21 protein-coding genes are annotated in these 24,724 nt (G+C 34.5%); 14 read left to right on the top strand and 7 right to left on the bottom strand.

Translation table 11 applies throughout. The annotated features are described in order from the left end of the window. The 4 genes from PXD56_RS12195 to PXD56_RS12180 all read right to left on the bottom strand — a co-directional run bounded on the left by PXD56_RS12195 (position 1) and on the right by PXD56_RS12180 (position 4,155). Positions 1–1,035: an N-acetylmuramoyl-L-alanine amidase family protein gene (locus tag PXD56_RS12195; protein ID WP_276493626.1), complete on the bottom strand. Its 1,035-nt coding sequence runs from the start codon at positions 1,033–1,035 to the stop codon at positions 1–3. A 65-nt stretch (positions 1,036–1,100) separates the two neighbouring features. Beyond that, positions 1,101–2,366 carry a BamA/TamA family outer membrane protein gene (locus tag PXD56_RS12190; protein WP_276493625.1) on the bottom strand — a complete coding sequence of 422 codons (1,266 nt, stop codon included), beginning with the start codon at positions 2,364–2,366 and terminating at the stop codon, positions 1,101–1,103. A 169-nt stretch (positions 2,367–2,535) separates the two neighbouring features. Further along, a complete protein-coding gene (locus tag PXD56_RS12185; RefSeq protein WP_276493624.1) occupies positions 2,536–3,411 on the bottom strand; it encodes a hypothetical protein in 876 nt (291 codons plus the stop codon). 27 nt (positions 3,412–3,438) lie between these two features. Next, positions 3,439–4,155: a DUF547 domain-containing protein gene (locus PXD56_RS12180; protein ID WP_276493623.1), complete on the bottom strand. Its 717-nt coding sequence runs from the start codon at positions 4,153–4,155 to the stop codon at positions 3,439–3,441. 277 nt (positions 4,156–4,432) lie between these two features. Between PXD56_RS12180 and PXD56_RS12175 the strand changes: the two genes are divergently transcribed. From PXD56_RS12175 to PXD56_RS12135, 9 genes are all read left to right on the top strand, one after another. After that, complete coding sequence (locus tag PXD56_RS12175) at positions 4,433–5,779, top strand: NAD(P)/FAD-dependent oxidoreductase (protein ID WP_276493622.1); 1,347 nt, start codon at positions 4,433–4,435, stop codon at positions 5,777–5,779. Positions 5,780–5,807: 28 nt separating this feature from the next. After that, positions 5,808–7,391, top strand: a complete 1,584-nt coding sequence (locus tag PXD56_RS12170; protein WP_276493621.1) for a 4Fe-4S binding protein — start codon at positions 5,808–5,810, stop codon at positions 7,389–7,391. Between the two features lie 153 nt (positions 7,392–7,544). Next, entirely contained in the window at positions 7,545–9,950 is a 2,406-nt protein-coding gene (locus PXD56_RS12165) for an alpha-L-rhamnosidase-related protein (RefSeq protein WP_276493620.1), read from the top strand. Between the two features lie 55 nt (positions 9,951–10,005). Continuing rightward, entirely contained in the window at positions 10,006–10,497 is a 492-nt protein-coding gene (locus PXD56_RS12160; protein WP_276493619.1) for a toxin-antitoxin system YwqK family antitoxin, read from the top strand. Then, positions 10,497–11,186, top strand: a complete 690-nt coding sequence (locus tag PXD56_RS12155; protein WP_276493618.1) for a glycosyltransferase family 2 protein — start codon at positions 10,497–10,499, stop codon at positions 11,184–11,186. Before PXD56_RS12160 ends, PXD56_RS12155 begins: the two co-directional genes overlap by 1 nt. A 1-nt stretch (position 11,187) precedes the next feature. Next, entirely contained in the window at positions 11,188–12,672 is a 1,485-nt protein-coding gene (locus tag PXD56_RS12150; RefSeq protein ID WP_276493617.1) for a cellulose synthase family protein, read from the top strand. A 424-nt stretch (positions 12,673–13,096) separates the two neighbouring features. Beyond that, entirely contained in the window at positions 13,097–16,342 is a 3,246-nt protein-coding gene (locus tag PXD56_RS12145; protein ID WP_276493616.1) for a ligand-binding sensor domain-containing protein, read from the top strand. Between the two features lie 199 nt (positions 16,343–16,541). Then, positions 16,542–17,594 carry a YHYH protein gene (locus PXD56_RS12140; RefSeq protein ID WP_276493615.1) on the top strand — a complete coding sequence of 351 codons (1,053 nt, stop codon included), beginning with the start codon at positions 16,542–16,544 and terminating at the stop codon, positions 17,592–17,594. Next, entirely contained in the window at positions 17,584–18,198 is a 615-nt protein-coding gene (locus tag PXD56_RS12135) for a hypothetical protein (RefSeq protein WP_276493614.1), read from the top strand. Before PXD56_RS12140 ends, PXD56_RS12135 begins: the two co-directional genes overlap by 11 nt. Positions 18,199–18,342: 144 nt before the next feature. Here PXD56_RS12135 and PXD56_RS12130 read toward each other — a convergent pair whose 3' ends face one another. The 3 genes from PXD56_RS12130 to PXD56_RS12120 all read right to left on the bottom strand — a co-directional run bounded on the left by PXD56_RS12130 (position 18,343) and on the right by PXD56_RS12120 (position 20,200). Continuing rightward, positions 18,343–18,759 (bottom strand): hypothetical protein, encoded by a 417-nt coding sequence (locus PXD56_RS12130; RefSeq protein ID WP_276493613.1) that lies wholly within the window; start codon positions 18,757–18,759, stop codon positions 18,343–18,345. A gap of 78 nt (positions 18,760–18,837) precedes the next feature. Then, entirely contained in the window at positions 18,838–19,509 is a 672-nt protein-coding gene (locus PXD56_RS12125) for a class I SAM-dependent methyltransferase (RefSeq protein ID WP_276493612.1), read from the bottom strand. A gap of 340 nt (positions 19,510–19,849) precedes the next feature. Beyond that, on the bottom strand, positions 19,850–20,200 hold the full coding sequence (locus tag PXD56_RS12120; protein ID WP_276493611.1) for a DUF983 domain-containing protein: 351 nt from the start codon (positions 20,198–20,200) through the stop codon (positions 19,850–19,852). 91 nt (positions 20,201–20,291) lie between these two features. Here PXD56_RS12120 and PXD56_RS12115 point away from each other — a divergent pair, with 91 nt between their 5' ends. From PXD56_RS12115 to PXD56_RS12095, 5 genes are all read left to right on the top strand, one after another. Beyond that, positions 20,292–21,167, top strand: a complete 876-nt coding sequence (locus tag PXD56_RS12115; RefSeq protein ID WP_276493610.1) for an AraC family transcriptional regulator — start codon at positions 20,292–20,294, stop codon at positions 21,165–21,167. Positions 21,168–21,185: 18 nt separating this feature from the next. After that, positions 21,186–21,563 carry a nuclear transport factor 2 family protein gene (locus PXD56_RS12110; RefSeq protein WP_276493609.1) on the top strand — a complete coding sequence of 126 codons (378 nt, stop codon included), beginning with the start codon at positions 21,186–21,188 and terminating at the stop codon, positions 21,561–21,563. 27 nt (positions 21,564–21,590) lie between these two features. Further along, positions 21,591–22,373 carry an agmatinase gene (speB, locus tag PXD56_RS12105; protein ID WP_276493608.1) on the top strand — a complete coding sequence of 261 codons (783 nt, stop codon included), beginning with the start codon at positions 21,591–21,593 and terminating at the stop codon, positions 22,371–22,373. A 79-nt stretch (positions 22,374–22,452) separates the two neighbouring features. Continuing rightward, positions 22,453–23,772, top strand: a complete 1,320-nt coding sequence (gene mptB / locus PXD56_RS12100; protein WP_338088456.1) for a polyprenol phosphomannose-dependent alpha 1,6 mannosyltransferase MptB — start codon at positions 22,453–22,455, stop codon at positions 23,770–23,772. A gap of 239 nt (positions 23,773–24,011) precedes the next feature. Beyond that, complete coding sequence (locus tag PXD56_RS12095; RefSeq protein WP_276493606.1) at positions 24,012–24,641, top strand: GNAT family N-acetyltransferase; 630 nt, start codon at positions 24,012–24,014, stop codon at positions 24,639–24,641. The last annotated feature ends 83 nt before the right edge of the window (positions 24,642–24,724 follow it).

Below are 24,724 nucleotides of genomic sequence, written 5' to 3'. Positions count from 1 at the left end.
CTATTCCCCTTCAAAATCTAACAATACCCCTTCACTGATCCATTTAGCAAGCGCCTGACGATTATCTGGATCAAGAATTCTGACCTGATCTTTTTTATTTCTAATATTCCCTATCTCAATATATGCCATAGCAGGGTGGGTCTTCTTTACTAAATAAAGCGATGTTCTATCTTCAAAAGTACCCGAATACGTTCTGTTAGGCTGATATTTTTTGTATTTGGCTCCGAAAGTTTTGTGAATGCTTTCTGCCAGTTTCTCCCCATTCTTGCTTTTCTCGTGATGGTAAAAGAAAACATCTATATTTTGATTTTCACTTCTACTATCTACATGAGTTACGATCAAACGCTGGTATTTACCTCTGTTATTTTTATATAGGTCATTAATAATATCTACACGTTGTTTTAATCGCGCTAACTGATTTAAAGGAATTGTTTTATCTGGATATGCCACTTCATCATGGTCAATTTCTAACACGCGCTCATCTCTAATACCATCGTTCTCATCTTGAATAATGATATACACCTCTGCACCATGCGACATTAATTCTTTTGCCAAACGCAATGTTATATCATAAGCATACTCATCTTCCGCTATGGCCTTACCAGCATACATACCCATAGCCCCTGGATCAGGACCTCCATGACCACTTACCAAATAATACACATTACCTTCTAAGCGTTTACTTTTTGTAAGTACGGTTTTATATTTCTCTCCGAATATATCATAAGAAGTGCGCTCTATCTCCTTTACTTCTTTCGCCTGAATCTGCAATGAATCAACAATAGTAACAGTATCTAACTTTATTAGCGGCATCACATAAGTTCTGCCTGCAATTAAGTGAACACTGTCTCTTAAATTATCTGTATTCAATGCCACAAATTCATCAAACACTTCATACGGATCTACTCCTTGTTTTCTCAAAAGTGATAAAATTCCGTCGCCAGGTTCTGCCGTAATGGTCTTAAGCGAATCTTGCCCAAAGCAAAAAACACCTAAAAACAAACATATTACACCTAAAAAGTTCTTGTTTTTCATCTTATTACCAAGCACAAGGTCTATGCCATAATACATTTATGACCTCTAATTCAGCACAAAGATTGCTAAAAATATTGTCCAATACCAAAGACAATTCCGTTGTCCCCATCTTTAGTGATTCCGTAGCCGTAATCTATTCTAAAAATAGCATTGAAAATTCGCTTGTGCATAAATCGTAATCCAACCCCTGGGTAGATTCTTATATTTTCACTATTCCATAAGTCATCAAAACCACCAGCGGGGTTTCGCCATGTACCTCCATCAACAAATATGTTGCCTTGCAATACAAATTTATTTCTATCTATAAAGGTTTGACGATATTCCGTATTTAAAACAATCATACCAGTACCTCTATCTATTGTATTACCAACGCCTCTAATATTTAAATTATTATCTACCGTAAATGGTGCAAACGGGCTATCAACATTACTTGCAAGACCTAAACGAAGCCGGTTTGCCCAATTACCCCTATCGCCTATTCTTTTGAAATACGTAAAATCATTAAACCCTATCAAAAACTCCGGCAAATTTGCATTGGTACTACCTACATATTGCAAATTTAACTGACTTCTAAATCCTTCTAAATAGTGATAGAAATAATCCAAACTGTTATAATCATAAATGAACTTGAATAAGTGCTTATCAACGTTTAAATTCAAAGGAACACCTGCACCGGTTGCGCCTTCAACATACTGGTAGTCTTCTGTAAAAAAACTAAAGCCCAATTCCATTCTATTTTTAAAATTGAACTCATACAGTCCTAACAGTTCAAAACCGGTATTGCTATATTTATAGTCCGCAGTATCATCTTGAAAAAACACAGGCTCTAGAGTCGTAAAATCATTATAATTTACTGCTAAACCTAATTTACTAGAAAACAGGTATGGCGCTCTAACACTTAACCCAAACGAGCTATAATTATCATATTGATAGAAGGCGCCCAAGGTGATATTACGCCCAAAAGAATTGAACTCTTGCAGCCCTACCCTAAAAGCAAAATTGTCATTTGATGAACTAAAGAGATTTGCGAACGGAATTAATGTAAAATTTTCTTCAATTACATACTCTAAGCTACAGGTTTCATTCGGTAAAACAGTGACGTTAAAATAAGCATGAGATATAGAGGGCAACCTTTTTAAACGAAGTATATCTCTATTTATAAGTACAGAATCTAACATCATACCTTTCTGTACATCTACAAGGTTTTCAATGAAAGATGTTTTGGTTTGCTTTGCTCCAGAAAAGTGCAATTCTGCCACCGTCAATTCTTGCCCTTTCATTATGAAACTGACAAGCATTAACAATAGAAATGGTAACGTTTTTGTATTCATTTTTTCAAACACTCATATCTTAACCTATATAAATTTAGCGCTAAGGTTTTCAATATAGAACAAATTATGGGTGTAATCAATTATAGTTCAAAAGCATACCTATAAATACCAAAAAAGAGCCTATTTGTTTTACAACAAAAGGCTCTTTTAAGAACACTCAAACTATTTTTTAAAATATTCCTCTTAATCCTAAATTAAAGGTTTGCCCTAGCCCTGTATTATTACCACGTACAAAGTTGGTATACAGTATTTCTAGGTTCAAAGCACTTGTTAATTGATATTTTGCCCCGCCGCCCAAGGCAGTAAAATCTTGTGTAAAATTATTTCCCAAATCTAAACGTTGAGAATGCTGTGCTAATGCCAAAATCGTAAACTCATTTGAGGGAAAATAACTAAGAAATAAACCTGGACTAAGGTTTAAACTGTTGTTAGCAAAGCTTTCTTCCTTATCACCGAAACTTAATTCTGAGTTGATTTCACTAAAAAGTTGCCATTTATCACCTGGAAAAGTATAATCATAAAAGAATCTATTCTGCCAGATATATCCTTTTTGGTCTAAAAACACTCCGTTTTCGGTTTCATTATCTACCAATGGGATAAAAAATGAACTTTGGATAGAAAAATTACTTACCGATGCGATAGGTACAAATTTTACAGATGGCGCAATGGATGTAAGTCCTGATCTAGCAGTGTTGTTTTCCCCATCAAACTTAAACACATCTAATGCACTTCTATCACCAATTACATTTGACCTGAATTCTAGAATTGCACCAACATTCCACCTTTTATTGGTACCGACACCGGTATACCCTTCTAATGTAGAGGTGAAAAAAGTTTGTCTTGGCTCTTCTCCTTCTGTAAATGTGCTTTCGGTTTGTGTGTATAAATTATTAAACCACTTTACATCGTACTGACCTTGACCTACCAGTTTAGATGGTGTGTACTGCCGTATATTACTTTTCTGTTGCAGACTATCTTGGCCATACCCTTTAAATAAGGCACAAAAAGCCACTGCAAGAAATAAATTTCTAATTAAAATATTCATTTTTAGGTTTTTAAAATTCTTAGTTGATTATTTAGCTTCGTTCAAAGACCAGTCATAAGTGTAGTAAGATACTTTTGCATTATCTGGTAATTGTTCTTTTCTATAGGTATTTATAAAATCTACAGTACTTCCTTTTTGTTCAAAGTCTCCTTTGTACCACTCAAACAATTGTGAAATCTGAACTTTATTTTTATTTACTTTTATAAAGTTAGGATTGTTTATTGCCAAAACGGTTTGCTTCTGCAACTGACCATCTAACAGGTTTGGCTTGTAAGCGGCGTTAATAATTGGCGGACATCCTAAACCTGCGCATACTAATACGAAATGGAATCTTGGTTCAGCTGGAAACTGCGCTCTCAACAAATCATTCTCTATTCCGTTTAAGGTAATGGTCTTCCCTGCAATTTCATGTTTTGTTTTATCAAAAAATCCCGATACATCTAGAGGGGATTTTAAAGGATAATTCTTAACGATACCGTCTATAACAAGTAGATTATAAGCATTGATCCAAAAAGCTTGATATGTTGCAGCGTTAGATTTTGAAACCGATATGCCCTTAGCAGAATTCAATATCTCATTTAAAGCATCGGGATTACTTTTAATAGCTGCGTACTTTACTTTACCATTAACAACGTTCTCCTTAAAAAAACTATCGCTCTTACTGAAAAAGGTAGCTACATCTTGTGCAGAAACACTAGTAACTATAAAAAGGAAAAACAACGTCTGTATAAAAATTCTATTCATCTTATTTTAATTTTAGTATCACTTTTGAGATTGTATAGGTCGTGGCGTTTTACAAAAACATACACTTCTCAAAAAAAATAATTTATTTTATTTAAAATTTTCAAGCCAATTAAATACTGATTTACTGCGTGTTACAAATCCGTTTTAATAAGATTAAAACGCAAACTACGGTTAAAAGTATCACAGAGTTATAACAAGTTTATAATCTTTCTAAATTAAAAGTAGGCTGTTAAGTTCTTACCTTTATTACCGACACAACCATCAACAAAAGCATTTTATGGATCATATAGTAATTATTGGTAATGGCATTTCTGGGGTCACTTTAGCTCGACATATTCGTAAGTTATCAGACAAAAAGATCACCATTATTTCTGCAGAAAGTGACTACTTCTTTTCCCGTACCGCATTAATGTATATATACATGGGGCACATGAAATTTGAACACACACAACCTTACGAGAATTGGTTTTGGAAGAAAAACAGAATAGAACTCGTCAACGGATTTGTAGAAAAAGTGGAAACCGACTCTAAGAAACTTCTTTTAAAAGGCGGCTCTACCATATCATATGATAAACTGATCATTGCAACTGGGTCTAAACCCAACAAATTTGGTTGGCCCGGTCAAGATTTAAAAGGTGTACAAGGTCTGTATTCTAAACAAGATTTAGAAATGCTTGAGAAAAATGCACCTAATAATAAGGTATGTAACCGTGCTGTTATTGTTGGCGGCGGACTTATTGGTATAGAAATGGCAGAGATGTTGCGTTCTCGTGAAATACCGGTTACTTTCTTAGTACGTGAAAAAAGCTTTTGGAACGGTGTTTTACCCGCCGGAGAATCTGCCATGATCAACGAGCATATTCTAGAACACCATATTGACCTACAACTTGACACCAACCTTGAAAAAATAATTTCTGATGAAAATGGGCGTGCAAAAGCTGTAGTTACAGATAAAGGCGAAACCATTGAATGTAATGTAGTTGGCTTAACTGCAGGTGTTGCTCCTAATATAGATTTCCTTAAAGATTCTGGCATTGAATTAGGTCGAGGTGTTAAGGTTAACCGTTTTTTAGAGACCAACGTAAAAGATGTATACGCAATTGGCGACTGTGCAGAGCAACATGAAGGTATTGGTAGCAGAAGACCAATTGAGGCTGTTTGGTATACCGGTAGAATGATGGGCGAAGCTCTAGCACAAACTATTTGCGGCAAACCAAGAGAATACAACCCTGGTCATTGGTTCAACTCCGCTAAATTTTTAGATGTAGAATACCAAACCTATGGTTGGGTTTTTAGCGAACGTAGCAAAAAAGATAATGAACACCATTTTCACTGGCGCCACGCTTCTGAAAAGATATGTATAACAGTTGCATTTGATAAAGACAGTCATCAGTTCTTAGGCATCAACACCTTTGGTATTCGTATGCGACATGAAATTTTTGATCAATGGTTAACAGAAAACAAAGATATTGACCATGTAATGACCTATTTAAAAGATGCCAATTTCGATCCTGAGTTCTTTAAACTCTATGAGGATGAAATTATCGCCAAATACAATGCTAATTTCAATAAGAATATTAGCCCTAAGAAAAAAAGCTGGAAACGTATTTTCAGTATCGCCTAACTAAATAACAAAACAAACAACACCTACTATGGGTAATTTTGACAGAAGTATGTCTCTTGCGGGAGAACCGCCTAAAGCATTAAATACAGGCCAAAAACTGGCAGTAGTCACAGGAATGATCGGTCTGGGAATTCTCATTCTACAATTATTCAATTTAAACCTTGGTAATACGGCTCTATGGCTAACAATCTCTATTGTTGCCATTTTTGCGGGTATCATTTGGTTTTCACAAGCTGCATATGCTCACAAGCACAAAGGCATTAAGAATGACGGCGTTTGGTTTAAATCTATTTCTAGTAGAGGTGTTCTTGGCTGGATGGCCGGTATAGCCTTAACAGGTTTTTACATTGTGCTTTATTTTTATCCACAATACCTGGGTCTTGTAAAAGATGGCGACAATACTGGATTAATTGCCCTATTTGATCCTTTAAGCAAAGGTCTAAGCGGCAACCCTGCCAGCCAATGGTTTGTTTACGGAACCATGTACACTGTTGCTATTTTAGCTTTTGGCGCCAAATTTATTTGGAAATATCGCCATAACAAATATGAGCAATTGAGAACTGTAAGTGTTATGTTCTTTCAAACTGCTTTCGCTTTTTTCATTCCAGAAATCATGGCGCGCCTAAATGGCGATTTACCGTATTACGATTTAAAAAATATGTGGCCCTTAAACTATTACAACTTTGAGCGCTATCGTATTAATGGCTTTATAGATTCTGGTAGTGTAGGTATGACCATGTTATTTTTTGGTATCATATCTATCTTCGTAATCTCTCCTTTTTTAACCTATAAATACGGCAAAAGATGGTATTGCTCTTGGGTTTGTGGTTGTGGCGGTTTAGCTGAAACTGCAGGTGATTCTTTTCGTCAATTAAGTGATAAATCTAAATTTGCCTGGAAGGTAGAGCGTTGGGTTGTACACAGTGTGGTAGTATTTGTAACCGTTATGACTATAGCCGTTATATATTCTTATTTAGGTAATGACACTAGCAAATATTGGCTAACAAAAACCATGTTTATATCTGGGGTTGCTGTTATTTTAACCGCTATTTTTTCTTGGGTAATGATTTATAAAAGAGAAGAACTAGCCAAAGATGCAAAATATGGTGCAATTGGATACTTTACTATTATTGCCGTGTTAATAGGAATGCACTTTTTTAGCGGTTCTGGAAATATATTCATATTCAAAGCAGAAACGTTACGTACCACTTACAGCTTTTTAATAGGTAGTATTTTCTCCGGAGTTATAGGTACAGGGTTTTACCCAATTTTAGGAAACCGTGTTTGGTGTAGATTTGGCTGCCCAATGGCTGCTATGTTAGGCTTTCAACAACGTTTGTTCTCTAAATTTAGAATTACAACCAATGGCGGACAATGTATTTCTTGTGGTAATTGTTCCACTTATTGTGAAATGGGTATTGATGTACGTGCCTACGCACAAAAAGGAGAAAACATTGTGCGCTCTAGTTGTGTAGGTTGTGGTATTTGTTCCGCAGTATGCCCAAGAGGTGTTTTAAAATTAGAAAACGGACCAGAAGAAGGGCGTATCAACTCTAAAGATGTCTTATTAGGCAACGATGTTGATTTGATGGACCTAGTGAATAACAAATAGATTTTATCCATAAAATAAAGCTGTGCTTTTAAGCTCAGTGATACTTTTAATCTTGTTCACTTATATTTTATAACAGGAAAAAGATCGTGAAAGATAGGTTTTCACTAATCTTTCATGATCTTTACAACCTATTAACCACAACTTAAACGGTACATGAATCGCTTTTTATACTTACTTTTTTTACTGTCACTATCTACGCAATCTCAGACAGAGCTTAATTACCCTGAGGTTATTTTTGGTAAAGAAAATATCAGTGCCAGTTGGGTTAGTCACCCAAAACTAAAAGGAGGTGAAGACACAGCGGTTTTGTTTCGTAATACATTTAACGTTACTGATGCAAAGGCAGATTTTATAATTAATATTTCTGCAGACAACCATTACTTTCTATATGTAAATGGTGAATTTATTACCCATGGTCCGCAATTGAGCGACATTCAGCACTATAAATTTGAAACCTTAAACTTAAAAGATTACCTAAACAAGGGTAAAAACGTTATTGCAGTTAAGGTCATTAATTTTGGAAAAAGGAGATTTTTGGGCATGCAATCCATATTTACCAGCGTCATGGTAAACGGTGTTACCGAAAATGCTAAAATTATTAATACTAGCGGCTTTAATGATACTTGGCTAACCACCATTGACGAGTCGTACAAAGCAAATGAAGTAGTTTGGAGAGGTAATGGCAAAAAAGCCATTGTCGGCGGATTCTATGCCAATAACCCTACAGACATTGTTGATATGAACCTTTATCCTAGCCATTGGGAAACGTTAGATTTTGATGATAGCGATTGGGTAAAAGTAGAGTTCTTTGAAAATGCCAGTAGTATGGGCGGATCTATTGCCTACTTATTAGAGCCCCGTAATTTACCTTTACTTTCTTGGGATGAGGAAAGAGTTGCAAGCATTGTTCGTTCCTCTTCTGACCTAAACACAGAGTTTCCTGTATTGGGTACGTTGACACTTGCCCCCAATACAAAAACTACTTTTCTTTTAGACCAGCAGTATGTCACCAACGGATTTCCAGAACTGCTATTCAGCAAAGGGAAATCTGCAATTATTGCCATTAAATATGCCGAGAATCTTTTTGGTGCAAACAACGAAAAAGGAGACCGTAACGACTTAGAAAATAAAAAGCTTTTGGGTTATTACGACGAAGTAATATCTAACGGAGAAGCGAACCAAAAATTTATCGCAAATTGGATGCGCACCTTTCGTTTCATTGAATTTGAAATTGAAACCAAAGATCAGGAACTTGTTCTAGAAAAATTTGTAAACCATAGGTCTAGAACTACCATACCATCTATTGCAAAGTTCTCTACTGATGACAAAATGTACAATGACATTTTTGATATTTGTAAGCGCACCATTGACATCTGTACACAAGATTATTTTTTAAGTGATGCCTATTACGAAACTATGCAGTATGTGGGCGATACTAAAATACAAGGTTTAATTTGGGAAGCGTTAAGTGGTAATGCAGAGCATACCAAAAACGCCATTCGTCAATTTGATCATAGTAGAGACTCTGACGGCAACATATTAGGAGCCTACCCGCTTCGCTCTTCCTTTATTTACCCTACCTACTCTTTGGTTTGGGTTGATATGATTGCAGATTATTACAACACTTCTAACGACAAAGAATTTGTTGAAACCTACAAAGACGGCATCATTAATACTCTTGCCGGATTCGAAAAAAACATGAACGACCTTAATTTAGTCAACAAAACGCCTTATCGCTATTTTGTAGACTGGTATACAGGACCTAATAATGGTAGTGGAACCGCTACCAAAAATGACGGACTTAATTCTGCTGTTGTAAGTTTACATTATGTTCATGCTTTACAAAATGCATCATATCTTTTTGACGTTATAGGTGATAAACAAACGGCAATAAAATATAAGACCAGAGCTCAAGAAATTATTACATCTGTTTACGAACTTTGTTATGACGATGAAAGAAATTTATTTGCTGAGCGGCCTGATAAAACCATTTATGATCAGCATACCAATATCATGGCCATATTGACAGATGCAATCCCACAAAATGAGCAAAGAGCACTTTTAGATAAAATTCTAAACGAAAAAGACTTACTACAAGCTACCTATTATTATCGTTTTTATCTTTTTGAAGCGATTAAAAAGGTAGATGCTCCTGAGTTGTTCGATGTTGCCCAAAAACCTTGGGAACAAATGATCAACGACCATATGACCACAACATTAGAACGATTTGAAAGTGTTGAGAAACCAACCAGATCAGAAGTTCACCCTTGGAGTGCATCGCCGGCATATTTTTATTTTAATTATCTGGCAGGCATCCAATCGGTACGGAATGATTTTGAGGAAGTGCAGATTAGCCCGGCCTTTGGCAAACTAAATGAGATGGCAGGTTTGCTTCCTACATCAAAAGGAAATATTGAATTTGAACTAAAGAAAAACAAGAATAAATTATCCGCAGAAATAACAATTCCCCAAACAATGAAAGGCAACTTAAATTGGCAAGGAACTGAAATTCCTCTTAAAAAAGGAAAACATACCTATACCATAAGAAGTAGAAAATAACGGTGTAGTCTTTGGTATAGTAAAAACTTAAATGTTAATCTAAAATTTTAAAAAAATGAAGCTATTTAAACTCTTTTTGCCCGCTCTTATTTGTTTAGGATTGTTAGCTTTTATTAATCCTGAAGACAAACGCTATGAACGTACCTATTATGAAGATGGCACCTTAGAAAGTGAAGGATGGATGCGTTACAGCACAAGAACGGATCATTGGACCTTTTACCATCCAAACGGACATAAATCTGAGCAAGGTTTTTACGCTTATGGAAAAAGAGAAAAGTATTGGTTTTTTTACAATGAAGACCGGATTAGAATCAAAGAAGGCAAATTTGCCGATAACAAAGAAATTGGCTGGTGGCTTTTTTACGATAAAAAAGGTCGTATTAACCATAAATGTCAGCTAACAAAAGGAATAAAAGACGGGTATTGCTTAAAGTATAAGGATACAAAGTTGATATCTGCAGAGAAATACAGTAAAGGTGAAAAGATTAAAGAATGGACATCTTTTCGTGCCTTTACCAGTGAAAATAGTTTATCAGATTTAAAATAATGACAGACATTAAAGTAATTATACCAGCTTTTAACGAAGCAAACTCTATTGCCCATGTCATCAAAGAATTACCAAAAACGGTATCTGAGGTAATCGTTGTGAACAATAATTCTACAGATGATACCGTAAAAAATGCCGAAGCTGCAGGTGCCACAGTACTTACAGAGACCAAAAAAGGATATGGCTTTGCCTGCCTTAAAGGTTTAGATTATGTTGCAACTACATCTAAACAACCGGATATTATCGTATTTATTGATGGAGACTATTCTGATTATCCTGAGGAACTGGATAAGGTAGTTGCTCCTATTTTAGAAAATGACATTGATTTTGTGGTTGGCGCAAGAACTAAAGCTTTACGAGAAGAAGGTTCTATGACCCCACAACAGGTTTTTGGCAACTGGCTGGCAACATTTTTAATGCGTTTGTTTTTTGGTGCAAAATTTACGGATTTAGGTCCTTTTAGGGCAATTAAATACGAAAAGCTCAAAGAATTGAACATGGAAGACAAGACTTATGGGTGGACGGTTGAAATGCAACTGAAAATTCTTAAGAAAAAAATGACATATACCGAAGTACCAGTACGTTACAAACGAAGAATTGGCATCTCTAAAGTTTCAGGAACCGTAAAAGGTAGTATATTTGCAGGCATAAAAATTTTGGGGTGGATCTTCAAATACAGTATTAAATAATATGGCACTAGCTCTAGCTTATTTTATTATCATAATTTATAGTATCTCATTACTATTAATTTTCTTTTATAGCTTGGCGCAGCTTAATCTGTTGATCAACTACTTATCTCAAAAAAGACAAAACCAAACGGCACCTAAGTTTAACTTATTAGACCCAAAGGAAATTCCGTTCGTAACCATTCAGCTTCCTGTATTTAATGAAGAATATGTAATGGACCGTTTATTGGAAAACATTGCAAAAATAGAATACCCAAAAAGTAAATTAGAGATACAGGTTTTAGATGACTCTACTGACGACACCGTAATTACTACGGCAGCCAGTATTGCAAAATTACAAGAGACCGGTTTAGATATTAAACATATTACCAGAACTGACCGTTCCGGTTTTAAGGCAGGTGCCTTAAAAGAAGGACTTGAAGTAGCAAAGGGTGAATTCATTGCCATTTTTGATGCAGATTTTTTACCGGCTTCAGATTGGTTGAAAAAAACCGTAATTTATTTTAAAGATGAAGAAATTGGTGTGGTACAGACCCGTTGGGGACACCTAAACCGCGATTACTCAACCTTAACAAAAATACAGGCATTTGCTCTTGATGCACATTTTACCCTAGAACAGGTTGGAAGAAACAGTAAAGGGCATTTCATAAATTTCAACGGTACCGCAGGTATTTGGCGTAAAGAGTGCATTATTGACGCTGGCAACTGGGAAGGTGACACGCTTACCGAAGATCTAGATTTAAGTTACCGTGCACAGCTGAAAAACTGGAAATTCAAGTATTTAGAAAATGTAGAGACTCCTGCAGAGCTTCCTGTAGTTATTAGTGCTGCACGTTCTCAACAATTTCGTTGGAACAAGGGTGGTGCAGAGAACTTTAGAAAAACAGTTTGGAGTGTTGTTGCAGCAAAGAATATACCTTTTAAAACGAAGTTTCACGGAGTAATGCACTTATTGAACAGTTCTATGTTCTTATGTGTATTCTTAGTGGCATTACTTAGTATTCCCTCGCTTTATATAAAAAACACATACGGTCATTTAGACTGGGTATTCTCACTATTAAGCTTGTTCACCGTTAGTACAATTATCTTATTCGTGTGCTATTGGTTTACCTATAAGAGTATACAAGGCAGCGGTTTTAACAACTTTGTAGACTACATACGTATATTCTTTACCTTTTTCTCTGTAGCACTAGGTTTCTCTTTACATAATACCATTGCCGTTATAGAAGGGCATATGGGTAAACGAAGTGAATTTGTACGTACACCAAAATTCAACATTAGCACCTTAAAGCAAAGTTGGAAAGGCAATAAATACTTAGCTAAAAAATTATCGCCGAATATGATTTTGGAATTTGCCTTAATGATTTATTTCATGTTTGGTATGTACAGCGCTATACCATTAAATGATTTTGGGTTGTTTCCGTTTCACTTTATGCTGTTCTTGGGCTTTGGCTTTGTATTCTTTAAATCATTGACCTCAAGGGCTTAAACAGCTTTAAGTAAGATATTAAAAAGGGATAACCGTTGGTTATCCCTTTTTAATATCACCTACTGTCCTGTAAGCAATTCAATATGTTTATCAATATGTAAATCTATGAGACGAAATCAACTTATATCTGCTTCAATGATTTGATTCCCTTTCTACATTAATACAATTATAATATCTTCAAACTAACAATCAAGCATACTGGTCAGAGTAATTGTCCCAACAACAGCAATTAATTATTTAAAAACAATTTAGTAATTCTTATTTCTTTATTAACCTAAACCGACTATCGACACTCCTTTTTTAAGAATATTCAGTTTTAAAAGACAAAAAAATAGATTTTTATAAAGAATTGACCTACATTTAATAACAAGACTATTCCTGTTTATTTTTGACAGTACACTATAATTATTTGAAAATAAATCAATTGTTAATCAAATCCCCTTTAATAAGAAAATCTCTACTATCAGTACTTTTTATCTTAACAATACTGAAATTAAATGCCCAGTCTAACAATCAGTTTTTAGAGAGAATAGGTATTGAAAATGGGCTTTCATCCAATTATCCCACAAGTATTCTTCAAGATTCAACAGGTTACATTTGGATAGGTACCAACAACGGACTTAACAGATATGATGGTTATGAGTCTAAAGTATTCAATTACGACCCCAATGATAAAAACTCCATTTCAGATAATTGGATCACCTGTTTGCTAGAAGATTCCAATGGCAACATATGGATCGGCACAGAGGGCGGCGGTCTAAATCTTTACAATACAAAAACGGGTAATATAACGAGATTTGAATATAATTATAACGAACCTACTTCCATAAGCAGTAATGATGTATTAAAAATATACGAAGACAGTCAGCAGAGGCTTTGGGTAGGGACAAAAAGCGGTTTGAATTTATTTAATGAAAATAGTCTTTCTTTTCAGCGTTATATGCAACCAAATGAATGCCAAAATTGCAAACATTCCATAAAAACTATCATAGAGGACCAAAAAGGAAATCTGTTTATAGGTGATGAATTTCAAGGTCTTTACTATTTTTTACCTTCCGATGGCACCTTTAAAAAAGTGAAACCTAATTATGTTTCAGAAGAGGAACATCCTTCAGAATTCATAAATGACCTATATCTTACAAACCATAAGCTTTGGGTAGCTACAGACAATGGTTTGGCCACTTTAAACACCTTAACGAACACCTATAAAAAAACGAAGCTTATTACTACCCATGGTAATTCTATTAGCGATGTTTATATATGGAAAATTTATAATGAACACCAAGGTAGTTTTTGGCTATGTACCAATGGTAGTGGTTTGGTAAATTATGATTTAGCAACAGAAGAACTTAAAGTATACAGATCAGACGGTAACACCGCTTATAATATTGACAATAATTCTATAGAAGATGTGCTGGTTGACAAATCTGAAAATATTTGGATGGCGACCACGGGAAATGGACTAAACAAGTTCAACCTTAAAAATCTAATTTTCAACCATTGGGAAAAAGACGACAACTATAACAATTCATTGGTCAATAATAATGTGCGCGCCATGTTCCAAGATCTAGATGGAACTATATGGATAGGAACCAATAACGGATTAAGTAGATTCAATTCTAAAAGACGTCTATTTAAAAATTATACTAAAGATTTTAATTATCGCGGAGATACCAATACCCCAAAAATCAGAACCATTTACCGTAGCAAAAACAATGTACTTTGGGTAGGTACGCAAGGCGGAGGCCTGTATTCTTATAATGCAAAAACTGATAGATTTAATTTAGCATTAGATTTCGTCTCAAACCCTTTAACAACTAAAATACGTCATATCAAAAGTATTTATGAACTGGGCAATGACAGTCTGCTTATTGGTACAACAGGGTCCGGTTTACTAATCTATAATACTACTACCAGTGAAATTACCGCTGTACGAACTACTAATGACCCAAATAATATATTAAGCGATCTTTCAGCTAACTGTATGCTGCGCGCATCTGATTCTGAAGTGTGGATCGGCAGCGATAGAGGATTAGTTTTATTGAACACCAATACTTTTGAATTCTCACTATGGAACTACAAGGAAAATTGTAAAAACTGTATTGTAGGTAATAAGATTAGATCATTATTTTTAGATGACTCAAAACAATTATGGATCGGAACAAGAAGCGGACTAGCTATCTTTAATCCTAAAACCGAAGAATTTGAACAGTACAAAGTGGAAGATGGCTTGCCTAGTGATATCATATTTGGTATCCTATCCGGGGCAGATGATAATATTTGGCTGACTACCCCTAACGGTTTATCTAAAACAGAACAAGGTAAAATCCACTTTTGTAATATCTCTATACCTGGCAATAGTATATTGGATATGGGTGGTCATTCTCAAGGTACTGATGAAAATTTATTAGTAGGGGGTACATCTGGCTTTACCATATTTAACCCTAATGACATTAAAGACAACCTACACGTTCCAAACGTTGTTTTAACCGACATTAAAGTCAATAACAAATCTATGCAGTTCTATGAAAACATAGATCAAATAAAGACTATTGATTTACCCTACGATCAAAACAATTTAACTTTTAAATTTTCAGCTTTAGAATTTACCAATTCCAAAATAAACAAGTATAAATATAAATTGGAAGGTTTTAATACAGATTGGATAGATTACGGTACCAAACATGATTTGACCTTTACCAATTTAGATCCAAATACATACAAGCTGAAAATTAAAGGATCCAATAACGAAAATGTTTGGAACGAGAATGAAACTTCTTTGACCATTCAAATAAGTTCTCCTTGGTGGAAAACTTGGTGGTTTAGAATGCTAAGTTTATTGTTGATTATTGGTATACTTTTTTCTATTTATTATATACGATTAAATACATTGAAGAAAACCAAAAAAATACTTCAAAAGGAAGTAGCTGTGCAAACAAAAGAATTAGTAGAGAACAATAAAAAATTAAAAGATTTACATAGAGAAAAAGATGGAATTATAGGTGTAATAGCGCATGACCTACGAAGTCCGCTAAATAGTATTGACGGTCTTATTCATCTATTAAAAGACGACGAGAATTTAGATGAAAAACAGCGTACTTATATAGATTACATCAATAAATCTATTAAAAGTGGAAATAGCTTAATTACAGACTTGCTTCTAATGAGCAATATCAATCATCCTGAAAAAACTATTGAACTAAATAAATTTAACCTTTCAATCTTCATAGAAGAATGGGAAAAAAGTTATCTAAGCAGGTTAGAAGATAAGAACCAAAAATTAAGAAAAAAAATAGAAAACAAACCGATACTTATATATTCCGATCAAAAATTATTGACCCGTATTTTTGATAATTTAATGACCAATGCCATGAAGTTTTCCGATAGAGGAAGTACTATTGATTTAAACGTGGCATTAAACAAAGAATCAGTTCTTATTTTTTTTAAAGATTATGGTCCTGGTATGTCTAACGATGATAAGAAAAAGGCATTTAAAATGTTTCAAAAACTCTCTGCAAAACCAACCGACGGCGAAACTTCTAATGGTTTAGGTTTAGCAATTATTAAAACATTGGTTGAAAAGTTAAATGGAACTATACAAATTGAAAGTGTTTTAGAACAAGGGACTACATTTATAATTCACCTACCAGTTATAAATAACACTAACTGATACTATTAAAATTAATGCTATACTATATAATTTCGCGCCTAACTTTTCTAAAATTATAATTTATAAAAGCAACTTTATCAGAATTGAATTATACCGAGACTATTAATAAACGGCTGTTCAAAAAAATTAAAACAGTCGTAATATGACGCTATAAGCCTAGAAGTGCTTAACTTTAAGTAGTAATTATTACATTAACATTATGTGCAAAAATCTATACACAGGCTTTCTTATAGCTATATTTCTTGTAAGCTTCACAGGTTGCAAAAATGCCAAGTCTAGCAATTCAACAGCTTCAAATGAAGTAACCATTTCTGTTAAAAAAGAAAATTTCCTTACAGGAAGTTTAGTTGAACCAATCACTATTGTTAGTAAAGAAATGTCTGATGGCACTACTGCAGATTGTTATAAAATTATAACCTCTGGTATACCTTCAGAGCACGATATGGGACCATGGTGTCCAGATAATATTTCAGATGACGCTAGCAAAGGCGGTGTATGGGCCGTAGAGGGTGAGATATATGACATTGATGGCGAATTCATCAAAAATTTAGGCACGTTGTTCAATGATGACACTTGGATGCTTTATGACAAAACAACAGGTGAAATCACCAAAACAAAAACAAAAGCAGAATGTAATGATGCCGCAGATCCAAATGTTGGTGAAGAGTACAAAAATTTTTGTGTTGAATGCTTACCTTCCTATATAACTGGAATGACCCACACCTATTATATACCGGTTACTCCTAAAAAAGCACCTGAGGGATATGCTTTTAGATCTGGACCTCCAAACGGCGGCGAAGATGTTCATGAAAGACCAGAACGTCCAAAAGATGGTGAAAGACCTAAGGGACCACCACCAGGTGGTGAAGGAATTGGACCTTCAAACAGAGGTTTAGCTTTTAACGGTGTTGTTTTTAATGCACCTGCTCCTGTAGATAATATCCTGGCAGCTTACACCATTGCTCCTTTTGATGATGCCGGCGGACATATAAATTTACACGAAGGGTATCATTACCATGCAGCTACAGGTGTTTCCAAAAAAATAGAACAAGATGATAATCATGCACCAATGATAGGCTATGCCATGGACGGATATCCAATTTTCGCAAATACGGATGCCGATGGTAACGAAGCAACAGATTTAGATGAATTTAGAGGTCAATATGACGAGATAAGAGGTTATCATTACCATGTAGATAAAGCTGGAAGCAACAATTTTATTGACGGACTACGCGGGGTATATGTTAAGTAAAAAATCGATTTTACTACTATTAGTTACTGCTTCTCTTGTCTTTAGCAATTTACTGTGGGCACATAATCCAGAATTTTCGAGTATCATAATTTCAAAAACCGAAAATGGACAAATTGTTCTACAGTTAAATAGCTCATTAACAGCTTTTCAACAAGAGGTGAATTTTATTCATGGAGAAGGTGCTTATAAATCTCCAGAAGAATTTCAAGATTTAGTGCTTCAGCTTTTTAAATCAAGATTTTCAATTATACTTAATAATAAAGACACTCCTCAATTTAAAAACCCAAAAGTCATTTTAGGTCACCAAACCAAAATTGTTACAGAGTTAATTGGTCTTCCTTTAAAAACTAAAAGTATAGAGCTACGGAATGAAATCTTTTACGACCTCTATAATAGCCAATCCGCAGTTATTTTTTCTCTTAATGAATTTCCAAAAACAAAATACACTTTAAACAAGGAAAACCTAAATACAATAAATGTGTCGTTAGAAGACGGAAAATGGATTGACAACAACTCTAAAAGCACTAAGAAATCGCTTACCTATCTACCTTTTGTGCTTACGTTTATCATTGGAGGTTTATTATTTTTTCTTATCAAAAAATAATAAATCGCATCTCGAAGTAAGTAAAGAAAGGATAGCGAAAACGACCTGTGAACTAAACAACAATCTAACAGGTCTGCTTGCGTTGAACTACCACTATAAAACCAACAAACCTTTCGCTACCCTTTTTCAAAAATTTATTCTCGCTTATTTAAATAAACGAATAGAAGATTCTTTTAAATTTAATTTCGCCGGTTGAGGAAATTCGGCATGAACTATTAATACATTTTCATGATGCTGCTCTAGTTCACTCAACACCTTTCTATTTAACAACAATATGGTAGAATGACCATAATGATCTAATTTATCAAGTATTGTTTTTCCGTTAAATTCACATACCCAATGCGTCTCGGACATATTCTCTTCGTAAAACAACTCTATAGTAGGTACTTGATAATAATCATGCTCACCTATCCCTTCTAAATCAAAAACTAAACGAAGCAATCCGCCTTCTAATTTTGCACCATCATTAGAAATCCCTAATTGTTCAAAAGATAATTTACCTGAAGTTGGCTCATTGAATTTTACTTTTATCTCTCCCTGGTTTATTTCTATTTTGCTCATCTATTTTTGTTTTTATGATACCATCAAAGCTAGATAACAGCATGAATTTATAATATGATATTTATCAGGATTAATAAATCAATTCATCCTATACAATGTAGTTACAATAATACCGTGCGCATCTACTACCGTCAATAGTTCACGTTCTTCCACAACTTTCAAATTAAATGGCGCTAACAAAAGTTTAATCCCACTCTGCTTTTTTAAACGAGTACCTTGACCAGAGATAATATCTAAATTGGGTGTAAAATCTGTAGTTGGCAAATGCTCTGTAACTATTACATACTTATAATTAACAAGCTTAGCCACAACTTGCTTTACCTCGTCATTAGAAATATGTTGCAGCACTTGACGAAGAATGGCACAATCTGCAATAGGCAATGCATCTTTAGCGATATCTAAACATTGAAATTCTAAATTAGATATATTATACATTTCCTTGTTGCGCTCCATCAGTTCTGGAACAATATCTACAGCTATATAGTTCTTGGTGTACGACACTAATTCTTTGCCCACATTAAAATCTCCGCAACCCAAATCACATACAGAAATGGGATTTTCAAATGAGGTTAAAAACGCAATTAATGTGTTGATATAAGGTTTTACAATTTCTAATTTATGAGAACCTTCACCAGAATAAAAATCCTCACCACCACTACCCCAAAGTTTCTTTTCATAGACTTGTTGCATAGCATCTTTTGTTGGCCATGGTGTTTTTTTTCTTGCAATCCTTTTCTTATCCTCCTGCATATAATTTCAATCATACTTAGAAGTTCAAAATAAGTTAATATAAATTAAATATCACCATCAAAACACCGAACAAAAAAACAGTTTGCATACAAGCATCCCTATTCATGATTACCTAGACTGTTACACCTAGAACATCGGCGGTAATAAAACCCTATATATTTTCTGCTATTTAGTGGCAGCTATTTTAAAACCTATAGATATATACTATTTCTTCAAGTTTGTGAATAGTCTACTTGTTTGGGCATAGCCCTTCGTATGGTTTTAAAAAATAACGGATAAAAATCACCAAAAGGAATCTCAAAATCGCAAAAGAATTGACTTTCCTTAATTAGCAAAACAATTAATTTTTATAAAAAATATAAATCCAAATAGCTCTAGAAAGTCTAAAATTTACTGTGCTCAACAATACTGTAGTAGTAGCTATAATGGCATAAACACGAATAGGAGACAAGTCTACAAAATGCCAAAACAAAACTAAACATACTATCATTTGTGCCACAGCTAGCGCATAACTGACAAACATTGCCCCAAAAAAGAACCCTGTTTCGCGCTCAAACTTAAAGTTACATTCGGTGCACCTCTCATTCATTTTAGGCATTCTTAATAATAGAATATTACCCTGATCACTAAACACCTTGCCTTCTTTACAATTAGGACATTTGCATTTTATAACATCTAACACTTTATTCATGACCATAATTTAATTACTGCAAAATTAAGACATGTAAGTAATGATAAAGTGGTATTATTAGCCCCAAAATTTGTAATTTTAGGACATTTTCATGAAATTTCCTGTTTTACATATTAATCAGTTTTTAAAAAACAAGCCTCTAGATAGTCTTTATGTAAACTCTTTTGCTCACCATATTCAAATTAATAAGCATCTAATAAGTAAACCTCACAGCCATAATTTTTACTTGTGTGTAATTTTCACAAAAGGTACTGGTACGCATGAAATTGATTTCGACACCTACTCCATTGAACCGGGAAAAGTCTTTTTCTTAAAACCAGGACAAACACATTTCTGGAAATTCAGCTCGCAACCAGAGGGGTATATCTTTTTTCATTCACAAGAGTTCTACGAGCTAAAATATTTAGATCACCAACTAAGTTCTTTTCCATTTTATTACTCAAACCAAAACCCGCCGCTTTTACAATTACCTTCAGAAAAAACAAATAAGCTAACTGGTGTTTTTAAAGAATTATTTACCGAATATTGCGAGAACAATGTATTACGTGAAGCCAAAATAACCGGGCTCATAAATTACATCTATATTGAACTCACTCGTACGTATACAGCAGACAGTACTATTGAAAAATTGAGCTCAAGTAATTATTCAAAAATACTTGAACACTTAGAAAAATTGATAAACGAGTATTTTTACACAGAAAAATTACCTAAATTCTATGCCAACGAACTCAATATAACAACCAAACACTTAAACCGAGTGGTACGTAAAACCATCAATAAAACCACTAGCGACCTCATCTCTGAACGCATAACATTAGAGGCTAAAAGATTAATCGTCCATTCAGATGACAATTTGGCCGGTATTGCCCATACCCTTGAGTTTTCTGCTTATGCTTATTTTTCAAAGTTTTTTAAATCGCATACAGGTAAAACACCAACTGAATTCAGAAAATTATATGCTCATTAAATCCTTAGCCAAACAACCATGAACCTGAAGCAAAACAAAGAAAATGCCATAGCATTTTATAGAACAGCATATTTAGGGAAACCCAAACTTGCTATAGAGAAATATGTTGGCAAAGAATATATTCAGCACAACCCGGCAGTTGCAAATGGTACACAAGGTTTTATCGATTATTTTGAACGTATGCAGGCAGAATACCCAGAAAAATCTATTGAATTTGTACGCTGTATTGCAGAGGGCGATTTAGTTTCACTGCATACGCACCAAATCTGGCCTGGAAATGACCAATATGTTACGATGGATTTTTTTAGGTTTGATGAAGAAGGAAAAATATGCGAACATTGGGATTCCATTCAGCAAATTCCTGAGAAGTCTGAAAACCCAAATACGATGTATTAATTTTACATTAAAACCGAAAGCGTTATTATGAAGGATATTGTAATTCAAGGAATAAATTGGGATTCTAAATCGTCTTTTCAACAAGGTCCGGCAAAAGCTCCAGACCTAATTAGAAAGGCATTGTACAGCGACTCTATGAACCTATATACCGAATTAGGCACATCTATAGAAAATGATGCTGTTACAGACAAGGGTGATTTTATCATCAATGAATATTTTGATATTGAAACCATTACCAAAAAGAATATTGAAACTGGTTCAAAATTACTTTCTTTAGGTGGTGACCATTCCGTAACATTTCCTATTATAAAAGCTTTTCATGAACACTACCCAAAACTAGATATTTTACATATTGATGCTCACGCAGATCTATACCACGATTATGAAGGAGACCCTTATTCTCATGCATGCCCCTTCGCCCGTATTATGGAAAACGAATTTGCGGTAAAACTTGTTCAAGTTGGAATTAGAACATTAAATCCGCACCAAGCTGATCAGGCAAAAAAATATAATGTGGATGTTCATGAAATGCGAAATCTTGATTTAAAAGCTATCCCAAAATTTGAGAACCCGCTTTACATTTCTCTAGATATGGATGGCTTTGATCCCGCCTTTGCACCAGGTGTTTCTCATCACGAGCCTGGCGGACTCTCATCACGACAAGTTTTAGACTTAATTCAAAGTATAGATACCGAAGTAGTGGGCGCAGACATTGTAGAATACAACCCTGACCGAGACTTTCATGATATGACCGCTTACCTAGCTGCAAAAATGATGAAAGAGCTTCTAGGAAAATTGATGGGCAATTGAAATCATATTTCAATAAAAACCATTAAATTGACCTGTTACTAAAACCAAACCCCTAATGCCGATTACCTTTAAAAATTACGTGAAACTCCACAAAGTTTCCTTGATATTGGCAGTATTAAGTTTTGTATTTTACTACACTTTCGCATATCATTTAGACCGTACAGATTTTATAAAATTGCTCTCCCTTTTTGTAGCACTTTTCTTTTTCTGTTTTAAACTGATACAGTTTGAAAAACTGAATTTCAGGTTCTTATTAGGTGTCGGAATTATTTTTAGGCTAATTTTTCTATTTACAGAACCCAATCTGTCTCAAGATTTTTATCGGTTCATTTGGGATGGTAATTTGGTTTCAAGCGGTGTAAACCCCTATTTGCATACCCCAGATGAATTAATGCAAAACATGGTATCTATTATACCAAATGCTAGTGAACTATACCAGGGCATGGGTAGTCTAAGTGCAAGGCATTATAGTAACTACCCACCGTTGAACCAGCTGATTTTTGCTTTGGCGGCGTTACTGGGCGGTAAGAGTATTTTCGGATCTTTATTTGCCATGCGTGGCATCATAATTCTTGCAGATATCGGTATATTCTATTTTGGCAGAAAATTGCTTAAAAATTTAAACAGATCGCCGCATTTAATATTCTGGTATTTCTTAAATCCCTTGGTAATTGTAGAACTCACAGGTAACCTCCATTTTGAAGGTGTTATGCTATTTTTCTTCATTTTAGCCATGTTTTTATTATCTATAAACAAATGGAAAATTGCGGCAATTGCTCTTGCATGTTCCATATCAATAAAACTGGTACCACTACTATTTCTACCATTATTCTTCAAATATTTTGGCTGGAAAAAAAGCGTTGCTTTTTATGCCTTGGTGGGTATAGCATCCGTTCTGCTTTTTCTACCTTTTAACACACCCGAATTCATTGACAATTATTCAAAAACCATAAAACTTTGGTTCTCGAATTTTGAGTTTAATTCTAGCATCTACAACATCGCTAAAAAAATAGCGCTAAATTTTGATGCAAAGCCATGGGAGTTTATTATAGAATACGGAAAAATTACGCCTATACTCACTATTGCAACAGTAGGTCTCTTTACATTTTTACCTAAAAAATATGACCTGAACAGAGTGCTTTGGTCTATGATGTGGGTTTTGACCATATATTACTTCATATCTACAACGGTACACCCGTGGTATCCAATATTCTTGGTGTTACTTTCTATTTTCACCACCTACAGATATGCAATTATTTGGTCTGCAGCTATTGTATTAAGCTACTTTGCTTATTCTCAAGCCGATTTCAAAGAGAATCTTTGGCTCTTGAGCATTGAATATATTTCAGTGTATGGCTATTTGTTTTATGAAATTGTATCACATAATAACAAAAAGTGAAGTTTTTGTAAAAATTTCGCCTTGAGTGATGTCAAATAAATATTATTTGTACATTTACCCCGTAATGAACGAAAACAACTACATATTACTTAGCAATAAGAGCATTCCTGCTCTTACGCGTCCGTTCATAGCTCGCCGCCGCCGCCCGTAAGGGTTATATATATTTATGGAATTAGGTGAGTCCATTTCCGCACAGAACATCAAAACATTTTTTTTTACACTTTTAAATTTAACTGGCAATGAACTTAATTGTTGCTAACGAGTCACATTTTAAATACGCCCATGACATTTGCGATACTATCGCTGATTCTGCTAAGGTTCGTGGTACCGGAATTGCAAAACGCACTCCAGAATACATACAGAAAAAACTAGCTAATGGCAATGCTGTTCTAGCTTTGGACGGAGATAAATTTGCGGGCTTCTGCTATATTGAAGTTTGGGGACATGAGAAATTTGTAGCCAATTCTGGACTCATAGTACACCCAGACTACAGAGGTCAGGGACTGGCGAAGCGAATTAAAGCTAAGATTTTTGATTTGAGTAGAGAGAAATTTCCAGATGCTAAAATATTTGGAATTACTACCGGTTTGGCTGTCATGAAAATTAATAATGACCTTGGTTACAAACCTGTTACATTCTCTGAACTTACAGATGACCCAGAATTCTGGAAAGGTTGCCAAACTTGCAAAAATTTCGATATTCTTACAAGAACAGAGCAAAAAATGTGCTTATGTACAGGTATGCTTTATGATGGTACCTCTAAGAAGAAAGTTGAAGAATCCAAAGAAATGAACGGCAAGGCATTTACCAGGTTAAAAAGTATAAAAGAGAGTTTGTTTTTGAGAAAAAAAGAAGAGAAAAGTAAATAATAGAGTATAGAGTATAGAGTATAGAGTATAGAGTATAGAGTATAGAGTATAGAGTATAGAGTATAGAGTATAGAGTATAGAGT

Source organism: Maribacter zhoushanensis (genome assembly GCF_029350975.1).
GTDB lineage: Bacteria > Bacteroidota > Bacteroidia > Flavobacteriales > Flavobacteriaceae > Maribacter > Maribacter zhoushanensis.
Note: the sequence above shows the minus strand (reverse complement) of the source record. Positions and strands in the feature narration are given on the sequence as shown.